The organism is Pseudomonas prosekii (assembly GCF_900105155.1).
GTDB lineage: Bacteria > Pseudomonadota > Gammaproteobacteria > Pseudomonadales > Pseudomonadaceae > Aquipseudomonas > Aquipseudomonas prosekii.
This window is the reverse complement of sequence record NZ_LT629762.1, coordinates 3,003,696-3,023,144: the sequence shown is the minus strand read 5'-3', so window position 1 is coordinate 3,023,144 and position 19,449 is coordinate 3,003,696. Positions and strand designations below refer to the sequence as shown.

At 57.5% G+C, this 19,449-nt stretch carries 17 protein-coding genes; 4 read left to right on the top strand and 13 right to left on the bottom strand.

The features are described 5' to 3' along the window. The first annotated feature begins 299 nt into the window (after window positions 1-299). From BLU01_RS13620 to BLU01_RS13610, 3 genes are all read left to right on the top strand, one after another. Window positions 300-1,229, top strand: a complete 930-nt coding sequence (locus BLU01_RS13620; RefSeq protein ID WP_092276135.1) for a hydrogen peroxide-inducible genes activator — start codon at window positions 300-302, stop codon at window positions 1,227-1,229. 9 nt (window positions 1,230-1,238) lie between these two features. After that, window positions 1,239-3,314 (top strand): ATP-dependent DNA helicase RecG, encoded by a 2,076-nt coding sequence (gene recG / locus BLU01_RS13615; protein ID WP_092276132.1) that lies wholly within the window; start codon window positions 1,239-1,241, stop codon window positions 3,312-3,314. Window positions 3,315-3,392: 78 nt separating this feature from the next. Further along, window positions 3,393-4,793, top strand: coding sequence for an aminoacyl-tRNA deacylase and HDOD domain-containing protein (locus tag BLU01_RS13610; RefSeq protein WP_092276129.1), 1,401 nt, complete (start codon window positions 3,393-3,395; stop codon window positions 4,791-4,793). A gap of 238 nt (window positions 4,794-5,031) precedes the next feature. Here BLU01_RS13610 and BLU01_RS13605 read toward each other — a convergent pair whose 3' ends face one another. From BLU01_RS13605 to BLU01_RS13560, 10 genes are all read right to left on the bottom strand, one after another. Further along, complete coding sequence (locus BLU01_RS13605) at window positions 5,032-5,421, bottom strand: helicase (RefSeq protein ID WP_092276126.1); 390 nt, start codon at window positions 5,419-5,421, stop codon at window positions 5,032-5,034. Window positions 5,422-5,561: 140 nt separating this feature from the next. Continuing rightward, window positions 5,562-6,152: a lysozyme inhibitor LprI family protein gene (locus tag BLU01_RS13600; RefSeq protein WP_092276123.1), complete on the bottom strand. Its 591-nt coding sequence runs from the start codon at window positions 6,150-6,152 to the stop codon at window positions 5,562-5,564. Beyond that, the gene (locus BLU01_RS27995) at window positions 6,152-7,876 is read right to left on the bottom strand and encodes a tetratricopeptide repeat protein (RefSeq protein WP_231987150.1); all 1,725 of its coding nucleotides are present in this window, start codon (window positions 7,874-7,876) and stop codon (window positions 6,152-6,154) included. The genes BLU01_RS13600 and BLU01_RS27995 overlap by 1 nt, the downstream gene beginning before the upstream one ends. After that, a complete protein-coding gene (locus tag BLU01_RS13590) occupies window positions 7,873-8,295 on the bottom strand; it encodes a hypothetical protein (protein ID WP_231987149.1) in 423 nt (140 codons plus the stop codon). The genes BLU01_RS27995 and BLU01_RS13590 overlap by 4 nt, the downstream gene beginning before the upstream one ends. Before the next feature lie 48 nt (window positions 8,296-8,343). Beyond that, entirely contained in the window at window positions 8,344-8,901 is a 558-nt protein-coding gene (locus BLU01_RS13585; protein WP_092276120.1) for a hypothetical protein, read from the bottom strand. 60 nt (window positions 8,902-8,961) lie between these two features. Next, complete coding sequence (locus BLU01_RS13580) at window positions 8,962-9,390, bottom strand: hypothetical protein (RefSeq protein WP_167370429.1); 429 nt, start codon at window positions 9,388-9,390, stop codon at window positions 8,962-8,964. 28 nt (window positions 9,391-9,418) lie between these two features. After that, the gene (locus tag BLU01_RS13575; protein WP_092276114.1) at window positions 9,419-10,789 is read right to left on the bottom strand and encodes a tetratricopeptide repeat protein; all 1,371 of its coding nucleotides are present in this window, start codon (window positions 10,787-10,789) and stop codon (window positions 9,419-9,421) included. A gap of 25 nt (window positions 10,790-10,814) precedes the next feature. Beyond that, window positions 10,815-13,250, bottom strand: a complete 2,436-nt coding sequence (locus BLU01_RS13570; protein WP_092276110.1) for a PEP-utilizing enzyme — start codon at window positions 13,248-13,250, stop codon at window positions 10,815-10,817. Between the two features lie 9 nt (window positions 13,251-13,259). Further along, window positions 13,260-14,702, bottom strand: coding sequence for a TIGR01777 family oxidoreductase (locus BLU01_RS13565; protein WP_092276107.1), 1,443 nt, complete (start codon window positions 14,700-14,702; stop codon window positions 13,260-13,262). Continuing rightward, window positions 14,695-15,180 carry a cell division protein gene (locus tag BLU01_RS13560; RefSeq protein ID WP_092276104.1) on the bottom strand — a complete coding sequence of 162 codons (486 nt, stop codon included), beginning with the start codon at window positions 15,178-15,180 and terminating at the stop codon, window positions 14,695-14,697. The genes BLU01_RS13565 and BLU01_RS13560 overlap by 8 nt, the downstream gene beginning before the upstream one ends. Before the next feature lie 465 nt (window positions 15,181-15,645). On the opposite strand from BLU01_RS13560, the gene BLU01_RS13555 reads away from it, so the two are divergent. Continuing rightward, window positions 15,646-16,035 carry a DUF6124 family protein gene (locus tag BLU01_RS13555; protein WP_092276101.1) on the top strand — a complete coding sequence of 130 codons (390 nt, stop codon included), beginning with the start codon at window positions 15,646-15,648 and terminating at the stop codon, window positions 16,033-16,035. A gap of 237 nt (window positions 16,036-16,272) precedes the next feature. On the opposite strand, the gene BLU01_RS13550 is transcribed toward BLU01_RS13555, so the two are convergent. The 3 genes from BLU01_RS13550 to BLU01_RS13545 are packed head-to-tail and all read right to left on the bottom strand — an operon-like array spanning window position 16,273 to window position 19,369. Continuing rightward, window positions 16,273-18,255, bottom strand: a complete 1,983-nt coding sequence (locus tag BLU01_RS13550; RefSeq protein ID WP_456238995.1) for a T6SS phospholipase effector Tle1-like catalytic domain-containing protein — start codon at window positions 18,253-18,255, stop codon at window positions 16,273-16,275. Then, the gene (locus BLU01_RS28450) at window positions 18,219-18,881 is read right to left on the bottom strand and encodes a hypothetical protein (protein WP_456238994.1); all 663 of its coding nucleotides are present in this window, start codon (window positions 18,879-18,881) and stop codon (window positions 18,219-18,221) included. Before BLU01_RS28450 ends, BLU01_RS13550 begins: the two co-directional genes overlap by 37 nt. Further along, complete coding sequence (locus tag BLU01_RS13545; protein ID WP_092276098.1) at window positions 18,866-19,369, bottom strand: DUF3304 domain-containing protein; 504 nt, start codon at window positions 19,367-19,369, stop codon at window positions 18,866-18,868. The genes BLU01_RS28450 and BLU01_RS13545 overlap by 16 nt, the downstream gene beginning before the upstream one ends. Between the last annotated feature and the right edge of the window lie 80 nt (window positions 19,370-19,449).

Below are 19,449 nucleotides of genomic sequence, written 5' to 3'. Positions count from 1 at the left end.
GGGGCTTGCCCCCGTTGGGTTGCGAAGCGACCCCAAAATCAGCGAATGCAAATCACCCGACACTCCACACTCGCTGCTGCCGGGCCTGCTGCGCAGTCCAACGGGGGCGAGCCCCCTCGCCACAGAAGTTCATGGGCCACAGAAGTCACGCACAAGATAAAGGCACCAAAAGGTGCCTTTCGCGTATCCGCCAACGGCAAACCTGCATTGCCCGGTGTCACTCACCACACTCTCTCTGATAACGTGCGTCTATCGATTGCAGCCGGTATGCTTGGCCCGCAACTTCACGGACGCTTGCTATGACCCTTACAGAATTACGCTACATCGTTACCCTCGCCCAAGAGCAGCACTTCGGCCACGCGGCCGAGCGTTGCCACGTCAGTCAGCCGACCCTGTCGGTGGGCGTGAAAAAGCTTGAAGACGAACTCGGTGTGCTGATTTTCGAGCGCAGCAAGAGCGCCGTGCGCCTGACCCCGGTCGGCGAAGGCATCGTCGCCCAGGCGCAAAAAGTCCTCGAACAGGCGCAAGGCATCCGCGAGCTGGCCCAGGCTGGGAAAAACCAGCTGACCGCACCGCTGAAAGTCGGCGCGATCTACACCGTTGGCCCGTACCTGTTTCCGCACCTGATCCCACAACTGCACCGGGTCGCCCCGCAGATGCCGTTGTACATCGAAGAAAACTTCACCCACGTGCTGCGCGACAAACTGCGCAACGGCGAGCTCGACGCGATCATCATCGCCCTGCCGTTCAACGAAGCCGATGTGTTGACCCTGCCGCTCTACGACGAGCCGTTCTACGTGCTGATGCCGGCGCAACATCCGTGGACCAAAAAACAATCGATCGACGCCGCCCTGCTCAACGACAAGAGTCTGCTGCTGCTCGGCGAAGGCCACTGCTTCCGCGATCAAGTGCTGGAAGCCTGCCCGACGCTGGGCAAGGGCAATGACGGCGCCAAGCACACCACGGTCGAATCCAGCTCGCTGGAAACCATCCGCCACATGGTTGCATCCGGTCTCGGCATTTCGATCCTGCCGCTGTCGGCGGTCGACAGCCACCATTACGCGCCGGGCGTGATTGCCGTGCGCCCACTGACGCCGCCAGTGCCGTTCCGTACCGTGGCGATTGCCTGGCGCGCGAGTTTCCCGCGTCCGAAAGCCATCGAAATCCTCGCTGACTCCATTCGCCTGTGCTCGGTGGCCAAGCCACAAGCGCCGGTGGTAGCCGGTTAAGTCGCAGCCATGACCGAGTTGTCGCAAGTGTCGGTGACCGCACTCAAGGGTGTCGGTGAAGCCATGGCCGAGAAATTGGCCAAGGTCGGCCTGGAGAATCTCCAGGACGTGCTGTTTCACTTGCCGCTGCGTTATCAGGACCGCACACGCGTGGTCCCGATCGGTCATTTGCGCCCCGGCCAGGATGCCGTGGTCGAAGGCACCGTCAGCGGCGCCGACGTGGTCATGGGCCGGCGCCGCAGTCTGGTCGTGCGGATACAGGACGGCACCGGCGGCCTCAGCCTGCGCTTCTACCATTTCAGCAACGCGCAGAAAGAAGGCCTCAAGCGTGGCACGCGGATTCGCTGTTACGGCGAAGCGCGGCCCGGCGCGTCGGGGCTGGAAATCTACCACCCGGAATACCGCGCCATCACCGGCGACGAACCGCCGCCCGTGGATGAAACACTGACGCCGGTCTACCCGCTCACCGAAGGCCTGACCCAACAGCGTTTGCGCCAACTGTGCATGCAAACCCTGACCCTGCTCGGCCCGACCAGCTTGCCCGACTGGCTGCCGACCGAATTGGCGCGCGACTATCAACTGGCGCCGCTGGCCGACGCAATCCGCTACCTGCATCACCCGCCCGCCGACGCCGACGTCGATGAACTCGCCATCGGTCATCACTGGGCGCAGCACCGTTTGGCGTTCGAAGAACTGCTCACGCATCAACTGTCCCAGCAGCGCCTGCGCGAAAGCATGCGTTCACTGCGCGCGCCAGCTATGCCGAAAGCCACCCGGTTGCCAGCCAAATACCTGGCCAATCTCGGCTTCACGCCGACGGGCGCGCAGCAGCGGGTCGGTAACGAAATCGCCTACGACCTCAGTCAGCACGAGCCGATGCTGCGGCTGATTCAGGGCGATGTCGGCGCGGGTAAAACCGTGGTCGCCGCCCTCGCCGCCCTGCAAGCGCTGGAGGCCGGTTATCAAGTCGCGCTGATGGCGCCGACCGAGATCCTCGCCGAGCAGCACTTCATCACCTTCAAGCGCTGGCTCGAACCGCTGGGCATCGAGGTCGCGTGGCTGGCCGGCAAGCTCAAAGGCAAGAATCGCGTCGCCGCGCTGGAGCAGATCGCCAACGGCGCGCCCATGGTGGTCGGCACTCACGCGCTGTTTCAGGAAGAAGTGCGGTTCAAGAACCTCGCACTGGCGATCATCGACGAGCAGCACCGATTTGGCGTCCAGCAACGTCTGGCGCTGCGACAGAAAGGCGTTGGCGGGCGCATGTGCCCACACCAATTGATCATGACCGCAACGCCGATCCCACGGACGCTGGCCATGAGCGCTTACGCCGACCTCGACACCTCGATCCTCGACGAACTGCCGCCCGGCCGCACCCCGGTCAACACCGTGCTGGTCACCGACACGCGGCGCGTCGAAGTCATCGAACGCGTGCGCGGCGCCTGTGCCGAAGGGCGTCAGGCGTATTGGGTGTGCACGCTGATCGAAGAATCCGAAGAGCTGACCTGCCAGGCCGCCGAAACCACCTTTGAAGACCTCACCGCCGCGCTCGGTGAGTTGAAGGTCGGGCTGATCCACGGGCGCATGAAGCCTGTGGAGAAAGCCGCGGTGATGGCCGAATTCAAGGCTGGCAACCTGCAACTGCTGGTCGCGACCACGGTGATCGAAGTCGGCGTCGACGTGCCCAACGCCAGCCTGATGATCATCGAAAACCCCGAACGCCTCGGCCTCGCGCAACTGCACCAATTGCGTGGCCGTGTCGGTCGGGGCAGCGCCGCCAGTCATTGCGTGCTGCTCTACCATCCGCCGCTGTCGCAAATCGGCCGTCAGCGCCTGGGCATCATGCGCGAAACCAACGACGGTTTTGTCATCGCCGAAAAAGACCTCGAACTGCGCGGCCCCGGCGAAATGCTCGGCACTCGCCAGACCGGCCTGCTGCAATTCAAGGTTGCGGACCTGATGCGTGACGCTGATTTGTTGCCCGCCGTGCGCGATGCGGCGCAGGCATTGCTTGAGCGCTGGCCCGATCATGTCAGCCCGTTGCTCGATCGCTGGTTGCGTCATGGGCAGCAATACGGACAAGTGTGAGCACCGTCGCAGTTTCCGGACACTCGCGCCGGGCAAGCTGGTTATACTCCTGCAATTGTTTGAAAACGGACACAGACCATGACCGAAGCTGCTCTCGTTCCCGAAGCCCCGCACGCCCCGTCTGTTATTCGGATGCTGCTCGGCAAACTGGGCATCGCCTACGAAGAAGTCATCGACCACCACGGCCTCAACGCCGCGCGTAAAGTGCAGGCAGTGTTGCTCGACGATGCCGTCGGCGCGCTCATGGTGCTGTTCCCGCAAAGCCAATTGCTGGACCTCAATCGCCTCGCCGAATTGACTGGCCGGCGCCTGACCGCGGTGTCCACCGAGCGCCTGGAAAAGATGCTCGGCAAGCACAACCTGAGCTTGCTGCCGGGCCTGCCGGCGCTGACCAGCTCACCGTGTCTGTACGAAGAAAGTCTGCTGCGCGAGCCGAAGTTGCTGATCAACTCGGGCGAGCCGAACGTGCTGCTGGAAATCACCAGCGACGCGTTCAAGACGATGTTGACCAAGGCCAGCGCCGCCAATTTCGGCGAGAACCTGACCAGCATCCGCCCCAACCTCGACCGCCCGGACGATGACCGCGAGGAAATCACCCAGGCCGTTCAGGCATTCACCGCGCGGCGCATCCAGCAACGTCTGGAAGCAACCATCGAGATTCCCCCGCTGGCCGAAACCGCACAGAAAATCATCAAACTGCGCGTCGATCCCAACGCGACGATTGATGACATCACTGGCGTGGTCGAAACCGATCCGGCGCTGGCCGCGCAAGTGGTGAGTTGGGCGGCGTCGCCGTATTACGCTTCGCCGGGCAAGATTCGTTCGGTGGAAGACGCGATCGTCCGCGTGCTCGGTTTTGATCTGGTGATCAACCTGGCGCTGGGTCTGGCCCTCGGCAAAACCCTGAGCCTGCCCAAGGATCATCCGCAACACACCACGCCGTACTGGCAGCAATCGATCTATACCGCCGCCGTCATCGAAGGCCTGACCCGCGCCATGCCGCGCGCCCAGCGCCCCGAAGCCGGCCTGACCTACCTCGCCGGCCTGCTGCACAACTTCGGTTACTTGCTGCTGGCGCACGTGTTCCCGCCGCACTTTTCGCTGATCTGCCGTCACCTCGAGGTCAACCCGCACCTGTGCCACAGCTATGTCGAGCAACATTTGCTGGGCATCAGTCGCGAACAGATTGGCTCGTGGTTGATGCGTTATTGGGACATGCCCGATGAGCTGGCCACGGCGCTGCGCTTCCAGCACGACCCGGCGTATGACGGCGCCTATGCCGAATACCCGAATCTGGTGTGCCTGGCCGTGCGCTTGCTACGCAGCCGCGGAGTCGGCTCGGGACCAGATGAAGACATCCCGGATGCGCTGCTGGAGCGCGTCGGCCTGAGCCGCGAGAAAGCCAACGACGTGGTCAGCAAAGTCCTCGAAGCCGAAGTGCTGCTGCGCGAACTCGCCTCGCAGTTCTCGCAGGGCTGAAAGCATTCGCGGGCAAGCCTCGCTCCTGTAGGAGCAAGGCTTGCCCGCGAAGAATCCCCCGCCGATCTGCCTGAAACACCCCAACCCCTGTGGCGAGGGGACTTGTCCCCGTTCGACTGCGCAGCAGTCGCAAAACCACTCAAAGAGGGGTGTCAGATAAAACCGGTGTTTCAGGTTTCAGGGCCGCTTCGCAGCCCAACGGGGACAAGTCCCCTCGCCACAAGGTTAATCATCAACCTCAAGCCTTGGCTTTAGGCTTCGCCTTGCGCGGCTTCAAATACTTGGTCAAACCCTGGAACCAGATCACCAGCGCCGGGTTGCCCTTGATCTGAATAGACTTGTCCTGAATCCCCGTCATAAACGCCAACTGCTTGTTCTTTGCCTGCATCGTCGCAAAGCCATACGCCGCGTCTTTAAAAGCAATCGCAAACGCCGGCTCGGCATACATGCCGGACTTGCTGGTAATGCGCTGGTTCTTCACCAGGAAGTGCCGCGCCACTTTCCCGTCCAGGGTCTGTAGCTGGAACACCAACTCCTTGTCACCCAACTGCTGCTGAAACGCAGGATTAGTCCGACTGGCCTTACCCATCAACAAACCCAGCATCCACAGAAGAAAACGAAATTTCATGCGTGCAGCCTCAAAAGGAAATGAACGGCGGGCGCAGTGTAGCGGCTTCGGCGGATAACGACACTATCGGGTTGTGTTGGAAGAAGATGTAGCACTTTTTGGCGTAAATGACTGCCAAGTCACGATTTCCGACTGACTAATCAGCGATAGATCGGCAACTGAAAGCGCATTCGCTGCCCGCAGTACTCCAGGTCTTCGCGGAATAAGCTGAAGGCCATTTCACAATGGCCATCCACGTAGTGCTGCCAGACCGGGTCAACCAATGCCTCTCCTCCCAAGCGATCAGCCGCCGCGCCCAACGTCATAGCTTGATTCTTGCCCACCATCGCCTGCATCGCATTGTAGAAACCATCGTTGGTCATCCCTGTCTGCAGATACATCAACTCGCTCAATCGTCCATTGGTGGTGTGCAGTAAACAGGACCATTTTTTGAGTGCAGGATCCTCACCAGTACCGGCATGTTGATAAAGCTCTTGGCAATACTCTTCCTTGAATTTCACCCAACTGCGCTGCACATCTACCAACAGTTTCCTGTCGTCCGGGGAAAGACTGGCCAACGCTTTTTTGTATTGATCATTTAGCGATGAATCGAGTCGGTCGAAGGTTTCCTGACTGCAAATCAGCAGGTCGGGATTCTCAAAACTGTCGGGCTGACAGGACGGTTGAGCGAAAACCGGAGATATGAACGTCGCTAAGGCAATACCGGCTAATACCTTTGTGTATCCCCACATCACTCAACTACTCCATCACTGCGCTCAGTCACTCGCGCAGGAATCTTCGACGCCTTACGCGCGTCAGTCATCAACGAGGCGTACTGCTTGTAAGCCTGTGCCGCCCGCACTTTATCCTTCAGTCCCCAGTAACTGTCCGCGAGGTTCAGATAGGCCACGGTCCGGTTGGGATTTCGGGCAATCACCGCGTTCAACAACTCGATGGATTCTTGGTAATAACCGGTTTCACCCAATAGGAACCCCAAGTCGTTAGACCAGCCGGGTAGCTGAGGAAAATCATACTTTGAAGCGATGTAGCCTTCTGGATCGCATTGGCCTGCGTTGTTGTACATCAGGAAGCTTCCCATCAACTCCCGGACCGCCTCGGTCTGCCCTTTTCGATACAGCGCCAACGCCTTGTCGAGCTTTTCCGCGACGTCAGTCATCATCAACTTCTTGTAGTCGGCAGACTTAGGGTGCAAGTCAGACAGCTGCTCAAACACCTTGCGCCCCTCGAAAGACGCCAATGACTTTTCGCCGATCATTCCTAGAGGCATTTCTCGAACACCGACAATCGAGTGATCACAGGCGTCGTTGTTCGTTACCTGCAACACGTTTTTCAGCTCAAATTGTCTGGAGCTTTTGTTGTAGCGAAACACCAAGTTGAAGTTATAAACGGCGTTATCTTCTTCGCTGCTGACCAGTACAAGGGCGCTCCCGGCTTCGGCAGAAGACTGTTTGACCGACACAGGCTCACCCTGCATATCGATCACATTAAGCACGCCTGCCGGGTTGTTGATGATGTTGACACTGAAGACATCGTTCATGGCCGTCGAGTATTGGCTCTTGACCAACGGCAACGCCTTGGAGGTATCCAGCAGGATGTCGTCGCCGGTGCCGTGTTCGCGTGTGATCTGCAGGCGGCGGAAGTCTGCCCCGGTGGCGCCGGACAGCACAGACACTTTTTGCCGGGATGCATCGCCTAATAAGCTGGCCGATAGTTTTTTGATGACGGTTGTCTGGGTGGCTGCGGTACTTCGTTGCGCGACTTCTCCCTTATCCAGGGAGGCCGTTTTTTTCGAAGTTGACTCGCAGCCGGAATAACACGCCAACTTCAACAATTCAGGTTGATCAGTGCCCTCAAACAGATAAGTCGCAGAACCATTTTGTTGCCCGTCGTTGTATACCGGAACGCTAACCGCCAACGTACCGGCCGCCAACGACTCGGGTGCGCCATCCGCTACTGATGGGGCGTAGGATTCAACGTCCTTGCAAACAGCATCGAGTGAGGATTCCAGGAGCCCCTGCCCTGCCGGGAAGCTCAGCTTCGCGTTGACCGGACGACAGTCATAGCCATGCCAGTACGGACCCACTTGCATCGAGATATTCAAAGAAAAAATATAGATATGGTTCAGGACAATGTCTTTACCGTCATAACTGAAGTCCACCCAACGACGGGTTTTGGCAGAAGAGTAATTTTCACTCTCCAGAATGTAACGGCTGCCGGATCGGTACAGCGCGTTGGTAAACATGGCGCCTGTATATTCGGGCCCGTCGAACAGTTTCTTTCCTGAGCGGGCATCTAAAATGTAGCCGTCTGCACTCAAGGCAACTGAACAACTGCCGGGGGCCTTGCCGTAATACTCACAGATCGTGGCGTGGGGAAAAACCAACTCAGTGGCACCCGCGCCAAAGCTCAATAGCGCCATCAGGAACATTGAAATCTTCAAGGTAAACAGTTTCACCACTGACACCCCTTCTCAGCAGAAGTCTCAATCAAGGGGTGATGATCAAACTCAAACCGTTTCTTGGTTTTGGCATTGGTGTAGGACATGCCGTAAATCAACGCACCTTGGCGAACCATGACGTATTCACCCGTGACTGCGCCGCCGACGACTTCCACCCATGTGGTGGTGAACTGAAAAGGCCGGCCCTCGGCCATTTCTTCTTGCTCGGTACTTTTGAATACCAACGGGATCGACTCTTTGGACGTCCCATACCTGGCGCCCGCCCCGCTCCACTTGGCGGCCTCGTCACGGTAGATCCTGAAATCCAGCTTTATGTCCTTGCCTTCCAAGGATTGAAAACAGTCAATTTCCGTTTCCACTTCGCTGTGAGCGAATGCGGGGAAGGCTAGCCACATCAGCATCAATAACTTTTTCAAAGACAACTCCCTTGTTTTGACTAGTCCATACCCTTGCGCCCAGCCAGATCAAGGCTGCCCATAAGTAATCTTTTTTATCTCCGGGCTTTCCCCGCGAAGGTCTTTCGCAGTCACGCCGTAGGCTTCCATCAATGCTTCAGATGAGCCTTTAGAGCCCTTCGCGCCAAACGACTGGTAAGAATCGCCATAGGTAAACATCTCCAATTCGCCGGCCGTTGAGTAATAGCCAAACCACTGCTTGCAAACGTCACAACCAGAATGGCCACCAATGGCGACCAGACTGCCCTTTGTCCCTTTGAGGCAACCCATCGCACTTACAAGAGTGACCACCATCGGTGTGCTTGCGCCGTCCATGGTCAATTGGGAAACCCGCTTAAGTTTGCGCTTTAGCTCCTTGCCGTTGAAAGTGATGGTCTGGTTGGAGCACACCGGGAGCTGGTGTTCTTGATCGTCCTGCACCCTCACCGACCGGCAAGATGAAACCAATGCCACTTCGTCGCCACCGCATTGCAAGACATCGCGTTGGGTGTAGGCATCCGGTGGAGCGGCAAAAACCGCCAGTGTGAACAACGCCGAAACGCTGCCCACGAATAAACGCTGAATCATCGAACAAATCCTCAAGGTACTAAATCGGCAGTCCTTTCATGTGGTAACTCCTGAATAAATTCACTGTTCCCATTGGCATCCTTTCTCCGGAGAAAAATCGATACTCCAGTTGTGAGAAAAGTCGGACTGCCTACCATTCGATTTCTTCGTGTAAGTCATGGAAAGGACTGTTACGCCCTGACTCACCATTTCGTACTCGCCGGACACCTTACCGTGAGACACCTCGGTCCACGTGGTGGTGGCCAGCCAAGGCATATCCGGGCTCACTTCCTCTGCTTGGTGGTCGGTTAAAACCAGAGGAATCGCCACACCGGAGGATGCGTACTTAACAAACCCACCGTGCCATTTGTTCGTTTCGTCGTAGTAAGTCCGAAGCTCGAATTTCACCGGACTCCCCTCACCCCTTTCAAAACAAAGATTCTCCGACACAACCTCGCAGTGAGCCGCCAACGGCAGCACGCTAATGACCAACAGCAGCAATCTCTTCACTTCAAATCCTTTGAAATAACCCCGGCATTCAAATCGAAAAATCCTGCACTTCGTCCAGTCCCCAACACCCATCAAAACTGAACCGGTAAATAACCTGATAACCCGTATCCGGTTTTTGCAGTTTCACCGTCGCCGACGTGTCGCGCTTGTCCACGACCTCTAGCGTCAGCCCTTGCGTCTCACGCGTCTTCGCCTCAGGGATCAGCGGGAATACCAGTTCGCTGCGATCCAGCAACGTACTGACCTGCTTCGGCTCAGGCTCGGCGTCCACTGTGATCTGCTTCTTCATCGGGACACGGGTAAAGGCTTTTTGAATGGCCGTGCTTTCCAGGAAATCGGCTAAAAACGCCTCGAGATTCTTCGACGGACAGGCTAATGCCTGGGGTTCCTCAGCAGGTTCTTGCGCCAGGCACGGCTTGGCCGTGTCGACCGTTATGCCCTGAGCAATCAGTTGTTCCGCGTTGGTGCGCGAACCTTCCTGTCCCTTGTTTGCCGCCGCCAGGTAACAGGCCAGCGCCCGTTGCGAATCCTGAATGCCCAGCGTGCCCCGCTGAAAGGCGCTGCCGAGGTCGTTGAGCGCATAGGGCGCACCTTGCGAAGCGGACCTTTTCAGCGCCGCCAGGGATTTTGCCGGGTCGGCGCAGGGGCGCGGGTCGCCATACTCGCCTTCGTCACAATAAAACCCGGACAGCGCATGGCTGGCCTGCGCGAGTGTTCGGGAACCTTGAATATAAAGTTCGAGGATTTTGCTGTTGTCCAGACGCGGCGCCTGTCCCGAAAGGCTGACTGACGCGGCCGCATAGGCAGCCTGGTCGTTACCTTGGGCGGCACCGTCCAGGTAACTGTCCAGGGACGAAACATACAATTGCACATCGGCCGGATACCCCGACTCGTTCGTCAGCGCGTCATACAGCGCGCCTCGCTTGAGGGCACGGGCACCCGGCGCAGCGCGCAGTTCCCCTTGTTGCGCGGACAGCACTTTTTCCAGTGACCAGTCTTCGACCCGCACCAATTTCCAGCAGTCGCCGAACTTGAACGTGAAGACCTTCAACACTTCGCCTTTGCGGTCGCGGACGAACACATAGTTGGGCAACTGAACCTGCAAGCTCAGCCCGGATTTGGCGATGTAATCCGCAGACAGCTCAACCAACGATCGCGGGCTCAGCATCGGCACTTGGCGTTGCACCACCCGAGGTTTCGACCCGGTGGAAACCACTGACAACTCCATTACCGGCGAAGCGACAAAGGCTGGCCGCGTGTCTACATTCGTCGTAACCGCGGATATGAACTCCGCAAAATCGGTGCTTGGGCACTGCGCCGCCTCCGGCTCCGCCGCAAATGCAGCCGACGACAACGCCAGCGCCAACCACGCCAGACACACACGCATCAAACCCGCCACAAAAGAATTCCTTTTCATCAAAAAATTACTTCACCAACGTCAGTTCACCATCCCGATACAACACCTCACACCCCACCCAAGCCACATCAACCTGCGGCAGCACCGCCGAGGGTTTGCGCAGTTCCCGCAACAAGGTCGAGCCGTGGGACAAGCGCCCGCCCATGCGCGCAATCACCGCCCGCGCGGCTTGATAGTGCGCGTGGCGTCCGGGGTCCAAGGTGTCCTCGATCAAAATGTCGTCGCCCAAAATGCCCTGCACCTGGCCCGGATAAATCATGAAACCCGTCGCCTGCTCGGTGCCCTCGCGGCCGTCCTGCCAGAAGCTGCCGTTGCGGCTGCGAATGTCGGGATGCGGCGCGAACCAGTGGGCCCGGTCGGCCATCGGCATGGCGTGGTGCAGGCGGAAGAACACCCGCATCAGGTTGTCGCGATACCATTCGCGCACTTGCAGGTAGTAACCGCGCAGCCCCGGCAGGCCGGTGGAGTGAGCGACACGGATAAGCCCCGACCATTGCGGGAAGGCCTGCAACGGCAGATCGGTCGGTGCTGGGCGTGGCGTGGCCGGGTCGGTTTCCCATGGCAGCCGATGCGGGCTGTTTTCGAGATCGTCATAGGCGGTCGGCGGCCGACCGAGCAGGTCGCCGCCACTGCTGGCCAACGCCGTGGCGATGCACAGATTGCCTTGCACTACGAACACGTAGAACCGGGTGAACCAGTCGGCCAGATGTTGGCCGCCGGCCCCTTGGGCGATGAGTTCGGAGAGCTCCTGATCGAAGCGCTGCAACCCCCTTTCCAGCGTCAGCAAATGCCCGCGCGCGATGCGTTGCATGCGCAGGAACAACGGCAGCGAACGCACCATCCGCAGCGGCCGCCACGGCAGATGCGGTGTTGCGCCGCCAACCTCACCGGCATAGCTGCTGGCGGAAATGCCCCAGTCGGCCAGCCGCGCGAGAAACAGGTCGTTGTTGATGTACGAAGCGCCGCCAAACACTGCGGTAAACGGCTCGTTATCCTGCAACACCCGCGAATCCCAACGCGCCATGATTGCCGGAATACTCGCTGCCGCACGTCGTTGCGCGTACTCCACAAAAACACTCGGTTGCGGCGGCAGGATCTCGGCGATGTTGGCGGCGGTCAGGTGCCGGCGCCAGCCGTAGTCGCTGATCGGCCGGTATTGCAGCAGCCAGAGTTGCTGGCCGTCCCAGGCCCATTCGACGTCGCCGGGCACGTAATGAAACACCCGCAATACGCCTTGCAGAAAGCGCCATAACGCGTCCGCCGTCAGGCCATGGGAAGGTTTGAATGTGTCGCTGCTCCACGATTCACCGAGACGGGAAATGATCGCGCGCTCGGGGCTGACGTGCCCGTCGGCCAGCGACTCCAGATGACCTTCAACCCACTCCAGTTCGACCGACAGATGCCGAACAAAAGCGATCCCGGACACCTGCGGTGTGATAAACCGCTGCACCACCACTTCCTCAACGCCCGCCGCGCTCAATTCCACGATGCGCGCAGCGACATTGGCCGCCGGTTCGCGCAGGAACGTGGTGCTCAACCCGGCATTCGCCGCATCGGCCTGATCTTCGCCGTAACTGGAAGAACGCACGGCCCACGTGGCATCCGGTTGGCTGGCGAGAAATGCCGACAACCGTGATTCATGACAATCGTTGAGCGACAGCGCTGGCGGCACTGCCTGCCCGGCCAGCTCGGCGAGGCGCAAACGGCCACCCTTGGTGTGCGCAACGAATCCACGCTCGCCCGACTCCAGCCACGCGGCGAACTCGGCCGGCGCGTCGATCCACGGGTAATGGCCCCAACCGGTTTTCAGGCTGATGGTCAGGTCTGCGCGCGCCAGAATCGCCGACCATGCGGCAGCTTGTGCAATGCCGAGCACGTTGTCCTGATCACCCCAAACCAGCTCGACCGGGTCGCTGATCCACTCCAGTAGCGGCAGCGCGGTGTCGGCGCGCACCAGGTCCCAGTGCGGCACAAACGCGCGACACCGCGCATAACCGGCGCCCATGCGCTGATACTGCGCGGGCGTCCAGGTCTGGTTGGAGAACTTGCGGGCGAACACAGCGGGTTTATTCGACAGCAACCAATGAATGGTCTTGCGGATCGGCCGCGGCGACATCAGCGCCGGCAGCCGTCGTTGCCACAAAAACGCGCCGACCGGCGCCAGCAACACACTGCGACAAAAATGCCCCGGCTTGCGTTGCAGCGCATGCAGCACCAACAACGCATTGACCCCGACCGCCATGATCGCGCTGCCCTCAACCGTCATCGCCAGCAAGGCTCGCGCGTAATCGGCGAGGTCTTCGCACGGCGCCTGCGGATTGTCGCCGAAGCCCGGCAACTCAAGCGGCAGCACCTGGTAGCGCTGAAAATGCGGCAGCGCGTCATCCCACCAATCGGCGGCGCTGCCATTGCCGGCCAGCAGGTACATCAACGGCTTGCTCATGAACAGTCCTCAGGCCAGATCGCGCAGGGCAGCGTCGAGTGTCGGATAACGAAACGTGTAACCGGCCTCGGTCAATCGGCTTGGCACCACACGCTGCCCGTCGAAAAACAACTGGGCCATTTCACCCGCCAACACTCGCACTGGCGCCGCCGGAATGTGAAACCACACCGGGCGCTTCAGGGCTTTGCCGACGCGCTCGGCAAACACACCTTGGCTCACCGCATCCGGCGCGACGAGGTTGTAGGTGCCGCTCAAATGGTTGTCATCGAACGACCGTGCAATCACTTGAATCACATCGTCGCGATGCACCCAACTCATGATCTGCTGGCCATCGCCCATGCGCCCGCCGAAACCCGAACGGAACGGAATCAGCAATGGCAATAACGCGCCGCCCGGGCCAAACACCACGCCCAAGCGCAACACCACCTGACGCACGCCGAACTCGGTTGCCGGTCGCGCGGCGGCTTCCCAGCGCGCGCACAACTCGGCCATGAAGCCGTCGCCCTTGCTCGCCTGTTCATCCAGGCTTTCGCTGGCATCACGCACACCGTAATAGCCGATGGCCGAGGCCTGAATCCACAATGCCGGTTTGTGCTTGGCGTTTTTCAACCAAGCCATTAGCGCCTCGGTGGTGTTGACCCGGCTGGCGATCAATTGCGCCTGTCGCTTGGCACTCCAGCGCGGCCCGGCGACCGGCGCGCCCGCGAGGTTGATCACCACGTCGAAGGTTTCGTCGTAGCCGAGTTTGCTCAGCGAACGCACGCACCGCGCGCGACCATCGAACAGGTAAGCCGCTTTCAATGGATCGCGCGCCAACACGCTGACCGTGTGCCCCGCGTCGAGCAATTGATTGACCAGCACTTCGCCGATAAACCCGGTGCCGCCGGTCACCAGCACACGTTTGTAGGAGCCACCGGCAAACGGGTTCGACGGTTTACCCTCGCGCTGCATGCGCCACGCCGCCAAACCATCGCGAATGCCCGAAGCCGTGACGCCGACGGCGAACAGCGTCAGCAACCAGCCACGCCAGCCAAAATCAATCGCGCTCAACCCGGTCGGCAGACTCGCCCACTGCGCCAGTTGCACGCCGTACAACGCGAAAAATGCGCCGCCATTCACCGCCAGAACGGTGTGCATGATTCGCTCGATGGCCGGCAGTTTGCGACTGCGATCCTCAACCACGAAATCCCACAGTGTCAGGCAAATTTCCAGGGCAAACAGCAGCGCGATCACAATCGCCCATGTGCCTTGGAACGCCAGATGCGCCATGCCGAGAAACAGAATCCCGTAGAAACAAGAGCGCATCGCGTGGATCGATAACTCCAGCCGCGCACTGTGCCGATACGGCAGCGCGACGGTCAGCTCGTGGTGATAGATGGTATCCAGCGCACCCAGAATGGCCTGCGCAATCAGTAGCGCGACCGCCCAATCGAGAAGTGAAAAATCAGCCATGTCTGGCGTCCCTCAGTGTGACGTTTGAAGTGGCGGCGCGGCGGTCGTGGCGGTAGAGCCAGACCAGCGGCGGCAGCAAAGTGAGCAGCGCGAAGCTGTCGACCCAAAGGTGTAACCAGAGCTGCGCGGTCAGGGAAAGCCACATGTCTTGCGGCGCCCAGATGACGATACCGGCGATTAACCAGCCCCACGCGATGGAGGTTTTGAGGCGATTGCCCAAGTGCACGAGGGCGAACATATAGAGGGAGTAGCTTTGCAGCGTGGCGCCGAACAGGGCCAGCCACCAGACTTGTTGCTCGCGGGCGGCGGGCGGCGGCAGGTCGGACCAGAAGCCGAGTTCGATGGTTTGCAGGTAACCGTCGAGCAGGCCGGAATTGCCGGCCCAGGTCAGGATGAGGCTGACGAATAAATGCACCAGCGCGGCGGCATATAGCCACGCGACGAGGGCTTGGCGAAGTCGGTTTGGGGGGACTGGCATTCCGTGTCCTGAGGTCTTCCTTGAGGGGGGCAAGTCTAAAGGGTTTATGAGTGAATGGCGGTTGTTGATTGGAAATAAATCGGCGATTTATATGACAGGAAACGTCGTGGTGTAGGACCCGATCCGGGTGGCGTTTTTCCGAGGTGGCTGCCCGCAAACCTCTCGGAAATTTCCTTCAAGTCGCAGGGCTATGCGTGAACTAGGCGAGGTTGGGTTTCATCGATAACCTTGTTTTCGTCACCGCAAAATCGGTGACTCGGACGTGCAAGTCCGGACCAGGTGCATGAATGGTATGGCTATTCGTCGAGTGTTTTCCTATCCTCGCGGATCGTTATGGCAGCTGTGCGTCGGAGATCTGCGGATCTGCCGGGTCCTGGTCCGGTCTTGCACACCAACGCACAGCTGCCACCTCTTTCGAAGTGCAAGCGAAACGGTGTCAGTCTCTTAATTCCAGGAGCTACATCTATGTTCAAACCAACACCTAACCCGCCCGAAGACGTATCGATAACCCCTTACGAATCCCTCGATTCGAAGAAGCTCCACGAAGCCGCCGAGCGCGCCCTCGACTACCACCTCGGGCCGAACCCCGACGCGAAAGCCAAACCCGAACCGCGCAAAGGCGCGCTGTTCACCGCCTCCTCCGAACTCAACACCGAAACACTTTTGGCCAATGCATCCGAAGACCTGCTAGCCATCAGCGCCATCGCTGCAGATCTGGCGGACGACGTGGAAGGCACACGCCGCTCGGTAGCGTTGGCGCTGAGTCGATTGGCCGACGGGGTGCAATTGATGGTGGAGCGAGCGCTGGATCAAATTGATTCGCCGGATCCGAGGGGGCATTGGACTAAGGCATAACGCGAACCTGGCTCGCCAGCCCAATAAAAAAACGGCCCTGGATTGGAATTACCAACAATCAGGGCCGTTTTTTGTTGGCGATTAGGAGCCTGGACAGACCCTGGGTTCGTCCATTTTCATCGGGTAGCTGTAGGGGTAGCTGGGAGAACCTCATCCGGTCGCCAATTCTGATCCAGAAACCTGAGCGCACAAACGCAAAGGACGGCTCATCAAGAGCCGCCCTCCATCGTTTTGCAGTTACACAGTCTTTTCAGACGAGTTCAACTTACCAGCCTGATCGGCCACCATATCCATCCAACCTCCGGGCTTATCCTCATCGTTAGCCGCTTTGGCCACCAGACTTGCCAACGCACTAGCGTCTTTCTTGCGGGCTGCTTCGACTGCCTGATGGGCCACCAGGATTTTCTGAAGGGCTGGAGTGTTTGCGTTGGCTGCGGTAAGCGGCTGCAGCGCGGGTAATGCGGCGACTTTAGCCACCATGTCGCCTGGTTCTTTGGTGAACGACCTCAACGAATCGAGGTTAGTGAGCATCGGTAGTGCAACACCGGTAAGCGGGTCGAACGCGCTGATTTCCGGAAGACCAACTTTGCCGCTCAGGACCGGCCGCGCCAAGGACGGCAAGAACAGTCCCAGCAACATACGAGGATCTTTTTTCTTGATACTCAAACCGATACTAGCCAAAGCAATACCGACTCCTATTACTCGTCCGGCGGTAGCCAAAAGCGACAGTTGCTTATTCGATTCATTGTCGAAGTGGACCAGACGAATGCGGAAATAATCTGTGAATGGTTCGCGGGGCCCCATGACAGGGTCCGAATTCATAAACCAGGCTCGAGAGTCATGAACCTGATCATCAAATAGTGCAACCAAGTCTTCTTTACCGACTTTCGGCTTACCAGGAGCACTAAACATTTGCTGATAGCGTGACGTGCCCTCTTTATATAAGTAAGCATATTCTTCTGCTTCGTCTTCCTCGTTTATCAAGTAAACAGTTCCGCCTAGCAACATATCCACCACACCGGCGACTGTAAACCCATCTTCAACGCCCCCCCACTCTTGCCGGTAATCATGACGGAATTCGGCCGCAGCGTTCAGCAATTGGCGTTGATCAAGCCGTGGGTCGAAATCCTTTTCCAAGTGCATTTTTTTAACTTCTTGGATTCCGCCAACGGATGCGATATCAGCTTCATGCTGCGCGTTTTCGGCATCGGTATAGATCAGCGGCGGCTTTTTCTTCAAAGTTATTGCAGAATCTTCGCTACGGCGAGTATGGATACGTTTCCAAGTATCACGCTCTACCTCAGTCATATCAGGTCGTAGCTTAGTAAAAAAATCTACTTGTTTCAGCCCACCTGCATAGCGGTCAATACGCCAGCCGGTTATTAAGCTCTGCTCTCGTTTCATCATCTCTTCGAGAGTGCCGCCCTTGGCTTGTGATTGCCAAGCGTTAAAACGCGTAACTAACGTTTTACTGAAGTCGAATTCACTTATAAGGTTACCTTTCATCCCTCGCCATTTATCGTGCACACCTTCTTGCAAGGAGCTTTCAGGGACTTGTAACGGCGCACCCGCCTTGAAGGCCTCAGCATAAAGATGATGCAAGGGAATCTGCGACAGTAACAGTTCTGTGCCAGATACGGCTTTTCCTTGATCGCCCGGTGAGTAACCATTACCAACGTCCGAGTGCACACCAGGATAAAGATATTCAAAGGTATCATGGCGATAACTGGATGGTTGCTGTGTATCTCTTCGCCCATCAGCTGTTTTGGGCCGACGGCGAATAGAATCTAAAGGAAAGCTCCCTCGTTGCTCATGCGCGGATACCAAGTGAACGCAACGTCTCAAGAAATGACAATCATCTGGCAAAGTTGTGTCTTGACAATTAGACCCATCATCGTCAGGAAGACGCATTGTGCCATCGGCCCAATCCATATGTCCGGCAGCAAATGGGGTACTATCAGCGATACCAACAGCTGCAACGGTGTCACAGATGCCAAGAAAATTAATGGATATGGGTAATCCTGCCAAACGATACTCTACGGAACCATTAGTAGCTTCACACCGGACCAAAGTTTGTAGCCAATTTACAAACGTTCGGGCCTCCGCCGCCCCTCTGGAAAATCCGTACACATAAAGACGCATGGCCAAGAGCTGGGGCTTAGTATCGGACTCACGAAGTTTAATCAGCTTCTTTTCGAAATCATCGATGATAGGGCGCAAAATTGCTTCACGTTTTTTTCTCCATTCTCCAACAACCCAGCACTAAGCACATTGCCGAGCCAATTGGTTGACATTTTCTCGAGCAACCCCTTCGTTTCATCGATATCAAATTCTTCTTTCTCCAGCGTCCGTTTCAGAGCATCTAAAAGTCTTGTCAGGCCCCAATTAATTCGATTTTCATCGCCTGATGAGCCTACTAGCCCCATTTGCCTGGGTTGATACTCGTTAACATCAGGAAATACCGTTCCAACACCGGGACAATAATAGTTGAAATATCCTTGAGTTTGACTATCCTCGTCCCCACCTAAACTAGCATGGAAAATTCGCGCAATATTACTGGAAGATGGGGGTGTTGATGCGCTGTCCGCTTTATCGTTATTATTGGTACCGTCAAATGCCAATGTAATATGCAATGTTTTACAGCACGGCATTCCGCTATCAGCCTCACCTTTGGCCTGAAGCATTTTTCGATGCTGATTGCGGAATTCTGTCTCGTCACGCCGCTGCAACTGGAGGTTATTAGTGACATGCTTCGGTTCCATACATAGCAGTCCCTCCAAAGGGAACCGAGGCGGAATCAACGCGCTAGCGGGAGATACACCGGCGTTGGTCAATGACTTGGACATACGGCCGGCTCCTTCATTTGAAAATATGCTGTATCGGGATAATTTGGATGTGACGGAGTAAAACAAGTAGTAGAAACGCGAACCTGATCACAAGGTAAAAAGTGCACTTTGAGGGAGCAAACCTTTTCAGCATAACGAGGTATTTCGACTGTCTCTCTATGTTGAACGTAGTGGGACGCATATTTTTTATATGCTGCTCTAAACTCATCCGTCCCCAAAGGTGGCAAATTATTTTTTGAACTGGCGTTTGGATCAGTCTCCCATTCTATGACAGCCTTTAAATTTGGACTCCACTTCATTGGAAGAACGCTACAGCAAACTTGTTTTCCGCCACCCTCATAAGGCCCAATATTTGGACCTCCGGCACCATTAATTGAAAAACTATTAATATTGACAGACGTATGGTTATAACCCTCTACAGGGGCCGATACTATTTCTTGACCTGCTTGACACGCACTCAAGCTTACAGCGCCCATCAGTACCAACATTACCCGAACAATATATCCAACTTCAAAAATCAAAACTAATCGGCGCCACTCACACATAAAAACCTCACCCCCCACACTTT